We start from the raw sequence: 13,901 nt of genomic DNA, 5'->3' as shown, positions 1-13,901 counted from the left end.
GCGATGTCCGCGAAGCGGAACCCCACCGTGGTGCCGGGCGACCCCGGCCGCTACGCCTACGCCCGGGCCGAAAGGCTCGACATCACGCTCCCACCCGAGCGCACCGTGGAGACGCACCTGCGTTCGCTCACCGGAGTCGCCACCGGTGAGATCGGGCCGGAGGCGCTGGACGGTGTCACCGGATTCTGGCTGAAGTTCACCAGGGCACCCGACTTCACGCTGCTCGCCGGCCTGCGGAAGCTGGAGTGGCTCGCCGTCCGCACACCCGCCGACTTCGACCTCGCGCCCCTCGTCGACGCGCTCGCCGGAACGCCCGTGCGGAGCCTGCACGTCGAGGCTCCGCTGACCCGGATCGACTCCCTGTCAAGGCTCACCGGCCTCGACAGTCTCCGCCTGAGCCACACCGAGGTCACCGACCTCGCCCCGCTGTCCGGCCTGACCGGGCTGCTCGACATCTCCCTGTGCGACGGCCCGCTGAGCGACCTGTCGCCCCTCAGGGACCTGACGCCGTCACGGCTCTTCGTCTACCGCACCGCCGTCACCGATCTGCGGCCGCTCGCCGGCATGCACACCATCGGAGTGCTCGGCCTGGCCGGCTGTCCGGTCGCCGACCTCGCACCGCTCAAGGAGATGCGCGGTCTGCATCACGTCAACCTCCACGGAACACCCGGCACCGACCACACGACGCCACTGGAGCTCCTGATGGGCGGCGTGGGCGTCGACTTCCCCGACGACGACGACGAGAAACCAGCGGCCCAGGCCGGTGAGCCCGAGCCGGTCGGCGAACTTCTCACCCGGTTTCAGGACAGCGATGACTTCACCGAGCGCCACCGCCTGTACGGTCCGCTCCTCGCCTCCCGCGACCCGGCCGCCGTCAAGGCCGTCGTATCCGCGGGCATCACCCACGGCTCGCACAGCCGGCACTCCGTCGTAGGCCAACTGCTCCAGGGCGGACGCGGCGACGTGCCCTTCCCCGCGAACCCGTGGGGAATCCGGCCCGACGAGGGACTGGCCGCAGCCCTCGCGCGGCTCTGGGACCCGATCGCCGATCTCGCTCCGCAGTTCGTGGGCATCCTGCGCGCCCGCACGCTCGGCCTCGTTCTGCTGGCGGCCGAGGACGCCGAACCGGGACTCGGCTACCTCGTCTGGGGCTGCGATGAGAAACGCAGCGGCGACGACCGCGCCTGGCAGCTCAAGCGCGTCGCACCCGCGCTCGACGACCTGACCGGACTCGGCGAGGGCGAATACGTTCGCGTCATCACCGGATCCGCCCCGCGCGAGGTCGATCCCGACGCCGTCGTGCCGATCCTCGCCGGGCCGGTCCCCCGTCCCCTCCGCGACCTGTGGGCCGTCCACCCGTCGCTCACCCACTTCTGGCACGGGATCAGGGGCGAGCTCGACGAGAACGTCCTCGGCTTCGTCGAGAACGACTGGGACGAGGGGCTCAAACGCACCGGCGGCACCGCGCCCGACCGGCTCGTCCTCGACGTCGGCCGCGGTGACTTCGAGTCCTACGCCCTCGACCTCGACGTGCTCGACGCGGCGGGCAACCCGACGGTCGTCTGCTGGCACTGGAAGGAGTGGGGCACGGGCGTCAACCGGCAGTTCTGGGACTGGCTCGACGACGAGGGCACCCGTCTGGCGTGGCTGTGACCGCCGAGTCCCCGTCGTTTCGGCGGTCACGTCGCCTCTTCCCCGGCCACTGGGGCCCCGACGCCCGAGGGCGCTCGGCCTGGCGGCGCGGGCGGGCGCTCGCCGCCGTCGCCGTCCTGGTCGGCGGCCTGATCCTGTTCCACGCCGTCGTCCCCAACGTGGTGTGGCGGCTGGGCAGCCTGATGGAGAGCTTTCTGCCCTGGCTCGGCCTGGCCGTGCCCGTGCTGCTCGTCCTCGCGCTGGTGCGCCGGTCCGCGGCCGTCCTCGCGGCCGTGCTCGTGCCCGTCGCCGCGTGGCTCGCACAGTTCGGCGGGACCGCGCTGGCGACCGCGGAAGCCCACGACATCACCGTCGTCCAGCACAACGTGAGCGACGAGAACCCCGACCCGGCGGGAACCGCGCACACCCTCGTCGAGGCCGCGCCCGACCTCATCGCCCTCGAAGAACTGACGCCCGAGGCACTGCCCGCCTACGCCGGGGTCCTCACCCCCGGCTACCCGTACTACGCGGTCACCGGAAGCGTCGGGCTCTGGTCGAGGTACCCGCTCGCCGACGTGCGGCCGGTCGACATCCGGCCCGCCGCCTTCCCCGCGACGTGGAATCGCGGGCTGCGCGCGACCGCCGAGACCGGCCACGGAGACGTCGCCGTCTACGTCGCGCACCTGCCTTCGCTGCGGTTCGGTCTCTCCGGTTTCGGTTCGGGATCACGCGACGAGAGCGCCGTCCTGCTCGGCGACCTGATCGCCGCCGAGACCCTCCGGCCGCTCGTCCTGCTCGGCGACCTCAACGGCACCGTCGACGACCGGGGCCTCGACCCGATCCTCTCCCGCATGAGCGAACCGGGCCCCGGTCTCGCCTTCAGCTGGCCGGCGTCCCTGCCCCTGGCGCGCGTCGACCAGGTCCTCACCGCCGGGGCGGCCGTCACCGGTGTCCGGACGCTCCCCGCGACCGGCAGCGACCACCTTCCCGTCGCCGCCGGGATCGCGTTCTAACCGCCCGGCGCGACCAGCCCGGTCTCATAGGCCAGGACGACCGCCTGCGCCCGGTCGCGCAGGCCGAGCTTGCCGAAGATGCGCGCGACGTGCGTCTTCACCGTCGCCTCGCTCAAGGTCAGTTCGGCGGCCAGTTCGGTGTTCGACATGCCGCGGCCCATCAGCGCCAGGACCTCCAGCTCCCTCGGCGTCAGCGCCGACAGGTCGCCGTGGACCGAGGGCGATCCCGGCGCGAAGCGCTCGACGAGGCGGCGGGTGATCGACGGTGCCAGCAGCGCGTCGCCGGTGCCCACCAGGCGCACGGCGGCCGCCAGGTGCTCGGCGGTGACGTCTTTGAGCAGGAAACCGCTGGCACCGGCCGACAGCGCGGCATAGACGTAGCGGTCGAGGTCGAAGGTGGTGAGCATGATGACCCGGCACTCCGGCGAGGCGGCGAGGACCCGGCGGGCGGCTTCGAGCCCGTCCATCACCGGCATCCGGATGTCCATGAGGACCACGTCGGGCCGCAGGCGGCGTTCGGCCGCGACCGCCTCGGCGCCGTCGGCGGCCTCCCCGACCACGTCGATGCCGCGGGCGGTGAGGATCAGCCGGAAACCGGTGCGGACGAGTTCCTGGTCGTCGGCGATGAGCACCCGGGGCGCGGTCTCCTTCACCGGCGGTCCAGCGGAATGCGCGCGCGGACCCGGTAACCGCCACCGAGACGGCGGCGGGCGTCGAGATCCCCGCCGTAGACGGCCACGCGTTCGCGCAGCCCCACCAGCCCCCGGCCCGTCCCTTCCGGCCGGGACTCCGGCCGGTCCCCCGCCAGGACACTCGGCCCGCTGTTGAGGACCTCGACGCGCAGATGGCCTTCGGCGTAGCGGACGGTGACCTGCGCGGGTTTCCCGTCACCGTGCTTGAGTGCGTTGGTCAGGGCCTCCTGCACGATCCGGTAGGCCGTCAGGTCGACTCCCGCCGGAAGCCGCCGTGGCTCGCCGATGACGCGGACCTCGACGGGGAGCCCGGCGAAGGCGATCCGGTCGACGAGAGGGCTCAGCCTGCTCAGGCTCGGCTGCGGAGACAGGTTCTCGTCGTCGCCGCTCGCCGACGGTGCGAGCACGCCGAGCAGCGTGCGCAGTTCGGTGAGCGCGTCGCGCCCGGCTCCCTCGACCGCCGCCATCGCGGTGGCGGCCTCCTCGGGCATCGTCGCCAGGACCTCACGGGCGGCTGAGGTCTGCACGACCATGACGCTGACGTTGTGGCTGACGATGTCGTGCAGTTCGCGGGCGATCCGGGCGCGTTCGGCGTCGACGGCGGCCCGCGCGGTCCCTTCGCGTTCACGCTCGAAGAACCAGCGCTGGTGGGCGAGTGTCTCGCGGTGGAGGCGGCGTTCCCGGACGAAGGCGAGCGCGAGCCCGCCGACGGCGGCGAGGGCCGCGGCGGCGGCCGCGAGGGCCCACGGCGCCCAAGATCCGGTCACCCGACCACTGTGGCAGGCGGCGTGGCCGGTCGGCATCCTCCGCCGGTACCAGGGCCGTACATCCCCGGGATGACCCGGCCGCCGGCTTACCTCCGCGGGCCGATGCGCCGAACCTGATCAGCGTTCTAGTTTGGGGCCATGAGCAGTGCAGACAGCACCGGGCAGGTAGTCGTGCGACTCGACGGCGTGCGCAAGGAGTACGGCGAGACCGTCGCGCTGGACGGCGTGTCACTGGAGATCCGGGCCGGTGAGGCCGTGGCGGTGATGGGTCCGTCGGGTTGCGGGAAGTCGACGATGCTGAACATGGTCGCGGGCCTGGACCGGCCGACGGAGGGCTCGGTGTCCGTCAACGGCGAGGATCTGGGGCGTCTCGACGAGACCGGTCTCGCCTTGTTCCGCCGTCACCGCATCGGGATGATCTTCCAGTTCTTCAACCTCCTCGACGACCTGCCCGCCCTCGACAACGTCGCGCTCGCCGCACAGCTGACGGGCGTACGGGCTTCGCAGGCCCGTAAGCGAGCCCTCGAACTCCTCGACGAGCTGGGCATCGCCGGCCGGCGTGACATGTACCCTTCGGCCCTGTCGGGCGGCGAGCGGCAGCGGGTCGCGGTGGCGCGGGCGCTGATGAACCGGCCCGCGCTGCTGCTGGCCGACGAGCCGACCGGCGCATTGGACAGCGTCGCGGGTGAGCAGGTGATGGACCTGCTGCTCGATCTCAACCAGATCGGCCAGACCCTGCTGATCGTCACGCACGATCCGCAGCTGGCGGCCCGCTGCGCGAGCCGGCTCGTCGAGTTCGCCGACGGCCGCGTGGTCGGCGAGCGCAGCCTGGAGCGTGCGGCGTGAAGGCGGTGTGGCGGGCGGCGCGGGCGGCGGTGCGGCGCCGGAGGCTTCAGACGGTCGTGATCGGTCTGGTGCTGACGTTCACGACGGCGACGATCGTGCTCGCGCTGGCGCTGCTGGAGTCGTCGGTGGCGCCCTTCGACCGGGCCTTCGAGGCACAGCGGGGCGCGCACGCGGTGGTCGCGTTCGATCCGGCGGTGGTCTCGGCGGCCGAGCTGGCCGCGACGGCCGAGCTCCCGGGTGTGAAGGCGGTGGCGGGTCCGTTCGGTCAGACGGTCGTGGCGACACCGCCCGGCAATGAGCTGAGGGTGCCGGGCTTCGGCGGCGGGCGTGCGACGCTGGTCGGCCGACCGGCTCCGGACGGTTCGGTGGACGAGCCGGATCTGTGGTCGGGGCGCTGGGCGACGGCGCCCGGTGAGGTCGTCTTGAACGTTCTGCCGCCCTACGGGAACGGCCGGGCGCCCGAGGGTGATCCGCGGCCGATCGTCGTGCCGGGCGGCCCGACGCTCACGATCGTCGGATACGCCTCGTCGCTGAGCGCCACGGCCGACGGCTGGGTGTCGCCGGAGCAGATGGACGCGCTGGCTCCGACCGCGACGCAGATGCTGTACCGCTTCGACGACAGCGCCTCGCAGGCCGACGTCGACGCGGGGATGGCCGCGGTGGCCGGGGCCTTGCCCGGCGGCGCGGTGCTCGCCGAGCAGTCCTATCTGACCGTCAAGGACGCCGTGGTGTCGGGGACGGGTCAGTACATGCCCTTCCTGGTGGCCTTCGGGCTGCTCGGGCTGGCCGTGGCGATCCTGATCGTGGCCAATGTGATCAGTGGGGCGGTGGTCTCCGGGTTCCGGCACATCGGTGTTCTCAAGGCGATCGGGTTCACACCGAGACAGGTCGTGGCGGTCTACCTGGTGATGGTCTCGGTGCCGGCGGTCGCCGGCGCGGTGGTCGGGACCGTGATCGGTCACTTCGGTTCGCAGCCGCTGCTGACGACGGCTTTCCGCGGTGTCGGCCTCGGTGAGGTCGTCATCAACCCGTGGGTCGACGTGGTGGCTGTGGTGGGGATGCCGCTCCTGGTGCTGCTGGCGGCGCTGCTTCCGGCGCTGCGGGCGCACCGGCTCCCGGCGGCCCAGGCCATCAGTGCGGGCAGCGCGCCACGGCCCGGGCGTGGGCGGCGGGCGCAGTTGTGGCTGTCGGGCACGCGGCTGCCGCGGTCGGTCAGCCTGGGGCTGGGACTTCCGCTGGTGCGGCCCGCTCGCACGTCGCTGACGATGGCGGCGGTGGTGCTCGGCGTCATGACGGTCACCTTCGCCTCGGGTCTGGTCGCCAGTGTCACCGAGTACGCCAAGGTCGCCGACCGGAGCGAGGCCGTGCAGGTCTACGCCCATCCGGTCGACCCCGAGGCCGCCGAGCGGATGGATTCGGAGAGTGTCCGGGCGACGATGGCGGGCCTGCCGGGTGCCGCGAACGTGGTCGCCGAGGTCTTCATCCCGGTCTCGGCACTGGGTTACGCGCAAGGGGTCGACATCGAGTTCATCCAGGGTGAGACGGCCGGGATGGGTTACACCGAGCAGCTCGTCGGCGGGCGCTGGATCGAGGCGCCCGGGGAGGTCGTCTTCTCCTCGAAGCTGCTTCGGCAGCTGGGGAAGGACGTCGGCGAGCATGTGACGCTGACGTTGAACGGCGGGCGGAAGGACGTGCTCATCGTCGGCCGGATGATGGGCGGTGTGCTGGACAACGCCTACGCCGACTGGGATCTGCTCGCCGAGCTGGCGCCGGGGCACGAGGTGCGGCCCGACTGGATCACCTACCAGGTCCAGCTCGACGAGGGCACCGATGTCGAGGGCTATCTGGCGGCCGTGCGGGCGGCCGAGCCCGGGCTGCGCCCGGAGGCGAACGCGGGGCTGGGCCAGTACACGGTGACGGTCATCAGCCTCTCGACGACCTTGACGCTCGTGCTCGGCACGGTCGCGGCATTGGGGGTCTTCAACACCGTCGTGCTCAACGCCCGCGAGCGCCGCCGCGACCTGGGAATGCTCAAGTCGATCGGGATGACACCGCGGCAGGTCGTGGCGATGATGGTGACCTCGATGGCGGCGCTGGGCGTCGTCGGCGGGATCGCCGGGGTGCTGCTGGGGATCCTCGTGCACCGCCAGGTGGTGCCGATCATGGGCGAGGCGAGCCAGATCGAGCTGCCTCCGGTTCTGCTCGACGTGTGGCGGCCGCTGTCGCTGACGCTGCTGAGCACGGCGGGCGTCGCGATCGCGGTGTTCGGCGCCTACATTCCGGCGCGGTCGGCGGCGCGGCTGCCGATCGCCGAGGTGCTGCACAACGAGTAGCGGAGGGTGCCGGACGGGGCCGTTCGGTCCCGTCCGGCACGGTGTCCTCAAGGGATCAGCAGGACCTTCCCGCGGATCCCGCCGGCCTCGGCCGCGCGGTGGACCTCGGCGAGTTCGGCGAGTGGGCGGGTGTCGGAGATGTCGACGGTGACGACGCCCGCGTCGACGAGGGCGGCGAGTTCGGCGAGCTGTGCGGTGTCGTTGCGGGCCACGAAGTGGGTCGAGGTGACGCCCTCGGGTGCTTCGACGGGGGTGGCGGCCGAGACGATCCGGCCGCCGGGCCGGACGAGGGCGCCGAGTCCGGCGGCGGTCTCGGGCGGGATGCCGGCGAGGTTCAGCAGGACGTCGACGGGTTCGCCGACGTGTCCGGCGATGTCCCCGGTCGTGTAGTCGACGACGAGGTGGGCGCCGTGGCGGCGGACGGTCTCGGCGCTGCGCGGTCCGGCGGTCGCGATGACGGTCGCGCCGGTGTGGCGGGCGAGTTGGACGCCGAAGGATCCGACGCCGCCGCCCGCGCCGTTGATGAGGACGCGTTCCCCGGCGCGGATGCCGGCCTGTTCGAAGACGGCCTGCCAGGCGGTGAGTCCGGCCACGGGGATGGCGGCGGCGTGCGCGAGCGGGATCGAGATTGGGGCGGCGGTGAGGTTCGCCTCGGGCGCGGTGGTGTATTCGGCGGCGGTTCCGCCGGTGTCGAGGCGCCCCATGACGCGGTCGCCGACGGTGAGTGCCGTGCCTTCGCCGAGGGCGACGACGGTCCCGGAGACGTCGGCGCCGAGGGTCACGGGGAAGTCCGCCGGGAACATCTCGTGCAGGAGACCGGAGCGGAACCACACGTCGGAGGGGTTGTGCGCGGCGGCCGCGACCGCGATGAGGACTTCACCACGACCCGGGCGTGGGGTGGGCGCGTCTTCGACGCGGATCACGCCGGCGTCGCCGTAGGTGTGGATGCGGGCGGCCTTCATCGGGTCTCCTCGGGTGTGAAGTGGGCGGCGTGGGCGGCGGCCCAGTCGGCGAAGGCCCGGGCCGGGCGGCCGATGACCTCCTCGACCGTGCCGGTGACGGGGCGGGGGTCGGTGACCATCCGGTGCTGGGCGTCGAGGATCCCTTCGACGATCCGCGGTGCCCAGCCCATCGTGAGCATCGCCGCGGCCGCGTCCGCGCGGGAAGTCTCCACGAAGCGGACCGCGTGACCGGTCGCCTCGGCGATGGTCCGGACCTGCCGCCGCTTGGTGAGCGGCGCGGTGCCGGTGAGTTCGAGGACGCGACCGTGGAGACCTTCGCGGCTGAGCGCGCGGACGGCGACCGCGGCGATGTCCGCCTCGTCGATGAGGCTCATCGCGGCCTCGCCGTAGGCCTCCGTGACGACGCCCCTTCGGACCTGCTCGGCCCAGCGCAGGGTGTTGGCGGCGAAGGCGTGGGGGCGCAGGATCGTCCACCGCGGAGCGAGCGCCCGCACCGACCGTTCGACGGCCGCGTGCAGGCGGGCGTTCGGGTCGGTCTGCTCGGCGAGGGCGTCGTCGACCGTCGCCACCGACAGGTAGACCACCCGTGCGTTTCCGGCGTGGGCCAGCACCGCCTCGACGCCGTCGGGACGCTCGAAAGGCCACACCAGGAAAACCGCGCCCACACCGTCGAAGGCGGCCGCCAGGTTCGCGGGATCGGTCAGGTCACCGGCGGCGAGTTCGGCTCCCGCGAGCGCGGCACGGTCCGGGGCGCGAACCAGCGCCCGCGCCGGGATCCCGGCGGCGATGAGCTGCCGAACGACTTCGCGCCCGACGGTTCCGGTCGCGCCGGTGACGAGCACCGGCGCCGCTTTCTCGTTTGTCATGCCACGACGCTATGGCCGTGATCGTGGACGGCCAATGCGTCAGGCGCTCCCTTACATACGCGATCGTCTCCCACGATCGTCGACGGCGATACGCTCGGCGGGTGGATCCTCTCAGCGACGTCATCAGTGTCATGCGCACCGGCGAACCCCGTTCGGCGCGGGTGCGGTGGCGGGCGCCCTGGGGGCAGCGCTTCACGGGCGTTCCGGGCTCGGCCGGTTTCCAGGTGATCCTGCAGGGCTCGTGCTGGCTCATTCCGCGCGAAGGCGAACCCGTCGCCCTGCACACCGGCGACGTGCTCTTCCTTCCGCACGGCACCGGGCACGGGCTCGCCGACGATCCCGGCTCCGTCCTGGCCGAACCCGCCTGCGACCCGCGTGACGCGAGCCGCTTCGAGGAGCGGCACGCGGCTCCCCCGGCGGGCGTCGACCTCGGTGAGGACCCCGCCGGGACCGTGACCTTGTGCGGCGCCTACGAACTCCGCCGGGGCCGGACCCATCCGCTCCTCGGCACACTCCCCGAGATCGTCCACCTGCCCGCGCGCGTCGGCCGGCGGCCGGAACTGCGGGCGGCCGTCGACCTGCTCGGCGCCGAGATCGGGCGGGAGCGGCCCGGGTCGGCCGCCCTCGTCCCCGCGCTGCTCGACACGCTCCTGCTCTACATCCTGCGCGCCTGGTTCGACGAGCGGGCCGACGCCGGGGCCGGCTGGCCCGCCGCCCTCGCCGACCCGGCCACGACCGCCGCGCTCGGCGCGATCCACCATGAGCCCGGCCGGTCGTGGACGGTGGAGTCACTCGCGACGGTCGCCGGGCTGTCGCGAGCCGCCTTCGCGCGGCGGTTCACCGCGCTGACCGGACAGCCGCCACTGTCCTATGTGACCTGGTGGCGCATGACGACGGCCGCGCGGCTCCTGCGCGAGAGCGACGCGCCCTTGAGCGCCGTGGCGGGAAAGGTCGGCTACCGCTCGGAGTTCGCCTTCGCCGCCGCCTACAAACGCGAGTTCGGCACCCCGCCCGGTCGCCACCGCCGGCTCCCCGAAGGCGTCGCCGCCGGACGATAGGCTCGGCAGCGCGCATCAGGAGAGGAACGCGATGTCCCACCAGCACGCCGCCCACGGGCACGACCACGCCAAGACCGAGATCGACTGGCTCGCCGAGGCCGACCGGCTCGTCCGGGCCGCCGCCGACGACGCCGCCTGGTACGCCGAGGCCGCCCTCCTGCTCCTGCGCCCCGACGACAAACTCGCCGTCGACTTCGCCTGCGGCGGCGCCGGGATGGCCACCGCCCTGGCCGCCTCGTCGGACGCGCTGACCGTCGTCGGCCTGGACCGCGACGCCGCCATGTACGCCGCCGTCGCCGACCGGCTGCCCGGCGTCGCCTTCGCCACCGGCAGCTTCGAAGACGACCCCGAGGCCCTGCGCGAGGCCGTCGGCGGTGCCCCCGACCTGATCTGGTCCCGCAACGCCGTCCACCACGCCGACAACGGCCAGGACGCCGTCGCCACCCTGACCGCCATGCTCGCACCGGGCGGCCGTCTCGCACTCGCCGAAGGCGGGCTCAAACCCCGCTTCCTGCCCTACGACCTGGGGATCGGCGAGCCCGGCCTCGAAGACGCCCTGCACGCCGCGATCCACGCCGAGTACCGGAAGGTCTCCCACCACGTGCGCATGGAGTACGGCTGGCCCGTCGCCCTGCGCCGTGCCGGGCTCGTCGACGTGACCACCGTGCCGATCCTGACCGACCTGCCCGCGCCGCTCGCCCCCACCGACCGCGAGCGCGTGGTCCGCAAGCTCACGCTCGTCCTGTCCCACCATCGCGATCATCTCGACCCGGTCGACCGGGCCGCCTGGGACCGCCTGCTCGACCCCGCCGACGAGGCCTGGATCGGCGGGCGCGAGGACCTGCACCACCTGGAGGTCCGGACGATCCACATCGGACACAAACCGGCCTGATGGACTCGGCCGAGATCCTCGCCGCGGTCGCCCCCTCCCGGACGCTTCACCCGCACCAGACCGCCGCCCTCGACGGGCTCGCGGCGAACCTCGCCGGGGGTGCCCGCCGCGCGTGGGTGGTGCTTCCGCCGGGTGCGGGGAAGACCCTCGTCGGCATTGAGGCCGCGCGCAGGCTCGGCCGGCCCGTCGTCGCCTTCGGCCCCAACACCGCCATCCAGGGCCAGTGGCTCGCCGAGTGGAACCGGCTCGGGCCGGTTCCTCCGACGTCCTCGGACGGGCGCGACCTCAGGTCGGTCTTCACCGCCCTCACCTACCAGGCCCTGGCGACCTTCGACCCCGACGCCGAAGTCGATCCCGACGGCGGGCAACGGCTCTCGCACATCAGGCGGCTGCGCCCGCAGGGCCGCGAGCTGATCACCGCGCTCGCCGCGCGGCCGGTCACGCTGATCCTCGACGAGTGCCACCACCTCCTCGACGTGTGGGGCGAACTGCTCGCCGAGGTCCTCGACGAGCTGCCCGACGCGACCGTCATCGGCCTCACCGCCACTCCCCCGACGGCGCTCACACCGGCCGAGGCGACCCTGGTCGGCAAGCTGTTCGGTGAGGTCGTGCTCGGCCCCTCGATCCCCGCGGTGGTACGCGAGGGAAGGCTCGCGCCCTACGCCGAACTGGCCTGGTTCACCACCCCGACCGACCGCGAGCAAACGTGGCTGTCGGCGCAGGGCGAGCGCTTCGGCGAGCTGACCGGCGATCTCGTCGACCCGGCATTCGCCAGCATCGGGTTCCTGCCCTGGCTCGACTCCTATGTGGTGCGCCGCTCGCATCACGCGGGTGAAGGGGCGGTGGTGCCGTGGCACCGTTTCGCGCGGGAGCGTCCCGAGATCGCCGACGCCGCCCTGCGCTTCCACCATGCCGGTCTGCTGGCGCTGCCCGAGGGGGCGCGGCTGCACGAGACCCACCGGCGTGAGCCCGACGCCGACGACTGGATGCGGCTGCTGCATCCGTACACGCACCACTTCCTGCGCCACAGCGAGGATCTGCGCGACGAGCACGCTCACGAGGCGATCCGGCGGGCCCTGCCCGGCCTCGGCTATCAGCTGACCGCGCAGGGGATCCGCGGCGGGCGTTCGCCGGTGGACCGGGTCATCGCGCGCAGTGCGGCGAAGATGGGCGCGGTCGCCGACATCCTCGCCGCCGAACACGCCGTGCTCGGCGAGGGCCTGCGGGCGGTGGTCGTCTGCGATCACGAGCAGGCCCGGGCGACACTGCCCTCACGGCTTGTCGGCGTCCTCGACGAGGACGCGGGGTCGGCACGGCTCGCCCTGCGGGGCGTCGCCGACGCCGGGTGGGCACGGCCGATGCTGGTCACCGGCCGGACGGTCGCCGCGCCACCGGGGGTGGCCCGTGACTTCGCCGCGTTCGCCGCGCGGGTGGACCCGCGGCTGCGTCTCGACCCGATCGGGGACGAGGATGTCGTGACGATCACCGGGTCGTGGAGTTCGCGTCGGTGGATGCCCCTTGTCACGCGCTTCTTCGAGGAGGGCGGCGCGCGCGTGCTGGTCGGAACACGCGCGATGCTCGGCGAGGGCTGGGACGCCAGGGGCGTCAACACCCTGGTCGACCTGACGGAGGCGACGACCGGGACGGCCGTGGTGCAGCTGCGCGGCCGGGCGTTGCGCCTCGATCCTGAGCGGCCGGGGAAAGTCGCGCACACGTGGTCGGTGGTGTGCGTCGCCGACGGTCATCCGAAAGGGGCCGCCGACTACGAACGTTTCGTCCGCAAGCACGCCGGATACTTCGGTGTCACCGAGAACGGCGATGTCATGTCGGGTGTGTCCCATGTGGACGCGCGCCTGTCGCCGTACGCGCCCCCGCGCACCGAGGACTTCGCCGAGCTCAACGCGGTCATGGCCGCCCGTGCCGCCGACCGCGACCACACCCGCGCGCTGTGGCGGGTCGGGGAGCCTTTCGCCGACCGGGTCGCGCACGCGGTGCGGATCACCGGGCGCGCCCGGCCGCTCGTGCGCCCGGCCGGGCCGCCGCGCTTCGTCGTGGCGCACCAGGGCGCCACTTCACGGGCGAGGAGCCGGGGCGTCCTCGCTCCGATCCTCGCGCTGATCACGGCGATCCTGTTCGCGGCCGGGGCGATCCCGTTCGCCGTGGGACTGCTCTTCCCCGCGCTGCTGGCGGCCGGGGCCGACCTCACTCGCGCGCGCCGCCACGGCCGCGCCGCCCACGAGGCCGCGCTGGCTTCCGGCGATGTCGGCGCGATGGCCTACGCGACCGCGGAGGCGCTGCACAAGGCGGGGCTGATCCGGCGCGGCGCCGAGGCCGTCGACCTGGCACCGGACGAGGGTGGCGCCTGGCGCGCCGTGCTGCGGGAGGTGTCCACCGAGGACTCCGCGTTGTTCGCCACGGCCCTCGACGAGGTCCTCTCCCCCATGACCGACCCGCGCTACATCGTCGCGCGCTACGTGCTCGACGACCCCGGACCCGATCTCGTCGCCCAGCTCCGGCGGGGCTGGCCGCGCCCCCGCCGCTGGCTCCCCGAACTGCCGGCCGTCCACCACGCCGTTCCGGCGGCACTGGCCGACCACCGCCGCCGCGCCGACCTGTTCGCCGCCGCCTGGAGCCGCTGGGTCGCCGAGTCGCCCGCGATCTACACCAGGAGCCCCGAAGGCGCGCTGCTGCTGGCGGCTCGGCGGGGAGCGTCCCCTTTGGACGTCACCACGGCGTTGCGGCTCTCCTGGGGCTGAGGGGTAGCCCTCCCCATTGCCCCGCCCGCCCGGTTCTCACTAACCTCAGGCATCATGCTTCCACTACTTCATTAGTGAAAGGGT

The 13,901-nt window shown here is 73.1% G+C and carries 11 protein-coding genes; 7 read left to right on the top strand and 4 right to left on the bottom strand.

The features are described from left to right. Positions 1 to 3: 3 nt before the first annotated feature. Complete coding sequence (locus tag HNR73_RS07075; protein ID WP_184786494.1) at positions 4 to 1,653, top strand: leucine-rich repeat domain-containing protein; 1,650 nt, start codon at positions 4 to 6, stop codon at positions 1,651 to 1,653. Continuing rightward, the gene (locus HNR73_RS07070; protein WP_239121984.1) at positions 1,650 to 2,645 is read left to right on the top strand and encodes an endonuclease/exonuclease/phosphatase family protein; all 996 of its coding nucleotides are present in this window, start codon (positions 1,650 to 1,652) and stop codon (positions 2,643 to 2,645) included. The genes HNR73_RS07075 and HNR73_RS07070 overlap by 4 nt, the downstream gene beginning before the upstream one ends. Here the strand turns inward: HNR73_RS07070 and HNR73_RS07065 are convergent. Further along, positions 2,642 to 3,298 (bottom strand): response regulator, encoded by a 657-nt coding sequence (locus HNR73_RS07065; RefSeq protein WP_184786493.1) that lies wholly within the window; start codon positions 3,296 to 3,298, stop codon positions 2,642 to 2,644. The genes HNR73_RS07070 and HNR73_RS07065 overlap by 4 nt on opposite strands. Further along, a complete protein-coding gene (locus tag HNR73_RS07060) occupies positions 3,295 to 4,104 on the bottom strand; it encodes a sensor histidine kinase (protein ID WP_239121985.1) in 810 nt (269 codons plus the stop codon). The genes HNR73_RS07065 and HNR73_RS07060 overlap by 4 nt, the downstream gene beginning before the upstream one ends. A gap of 138 nt (positions 4,105 to 4,242) precedes the next feature. Between HNR73_RS07060 and HNR73_RS07055 the strand changes: the two genes are divergently transcribed. Together HNR73_RS07055 and HNR73_RS07050 are read left to right on the top strand one after the other, a co-directional pair. Then, positions 4,243 to 4,950 (top strand): ABC transporter ATP-binding protein, encoded by a 708-nt coding sequence (locus HNR73_RS07055; RefSeq protein ID WP_184786491.1) that lies wholly within the window; start codon positions 4,243 to 4,245, stop codon positions 4,948 to 4,950. Further along, positions 4,947 to 7,283: an ABC transporter permease gene (locus HNR73_RS07050; RefSeq protein ID WP_184786490.1), complete on the top strand. Its 2,337-nt coding sequence runs from the start codon at positions 4,947 to 4,949 to the stop codon at positions 7,281 to 7,283. The genes HNR73_RS07055 and HNR73_RS07050 overlap by 4 nt, the downstream gene beginning before the upstream one ends. A 47-nt stretch (positions 7,284 to 7,330) precedes the next feature. Here the strand turns inward: HNR73_RS07050 and HNR73_RS07045 are convergent, their stop codons facing one another. Both HNR73_RS07045 and HNR73_RS07040 read right to left on the bottom strand, forming a co-directional pair. Next, a complete protein-coding gene (locus tag HNR73_RS07045; RefSeq protein WP_184786489.1) occupies positions 7,331 to 8,245 on the bottom strand; it encodes an NADP-dependent oxidoreductase in 915 nt (304 codons plus the stop codon). Then, on the bottom strand, positions 8,242 to 9,111 hold the full coding sequence (locus HNR73_RS07040) for an NAD(P)H-binding protein (RefSeq protein WP_184786488.1): 870 nt from the start codon (positions 9,109 to 9,111) through the stop codon (positions 8,242 to 8,244). The genes HNR73_RS07045 and HNR73_RS07040 overlap by 4 nt, the downstream gene beginning before the upstream one ends. Before the next feature lie 101 nt (positions 9,112 to 9,212). Here HNR73_RS07040 and HNR73_RS07035 point away from each other — a divergent pair, with 101 nt between their 5' ends. Genes HNR73_RS07035 through HNR73_RS07025 form a run of 3 tightly spaced genes read left to right on the top strand, consistent with a single transcriptional unit; the run spans position 9,213 to position 13,817 of the window. Then, positions 9,213 to 10,169 carry an AraC family transcriptional regulator gene (locus HNR73_RS07035; protein ID WP_184786487.1) on the top strand — a complete coding sequence of 319 codons (957 nt, stop codon included), beginning with the start codon at positions 9,213 to 9,215 and terminating at the stop codon, positions 10,167 to 10,169. A gap of 31 nt (positions 10,170 to 10,200) precedes the next feature. Next, positions 10,201 to 11,061: a class I SAM-dependent methyltransferase gene (locus HNR73_RS07030; protein ID WP_184786486.1), complete on the top strand. Its 861-nt coding sequence runs from the start codon at positions 10,201 to 10,203 to the stop codon at positions 11,059 to 11,061. Beyond that, positions 11,061 to 13,817 carry a DEAD/DEAH box helicase family protein gene (locus HNR73_RS07025; RefSeq protein ID WP_184786485.1) on the top strand — a complete coding sequence of 919 codons (2,757 nt, stop codon included), beginning with the start codon at positions 11,061 to 11,063 and terminating at the stop codon, positions 13,815 to 13,817. Before HNR73_RS07030 ends, HNR73_RS07025 begins: the two co-directional genes overlap by 1 nt. The last annotated feature ends 84 nt before the right edge of the window (positions 13,818 to 13,901 follow it).

The sequence above is a fragment of the Phytomonospora endophytica genome (assembly GCF_014202425.1).
Classification (GTDB): domain Bacteria; phylum Actinomycetota; class Actinomycetes; order Mycobacteriales; family Micromonosporaceae; genus Phytomonospora; species Phytomonospora endophytica.
The sequence above is the reverse complement of the archived record's forward strand: the minus strand, read 5'-3'. Positions and strand labels throughout refer to the sequence as shown.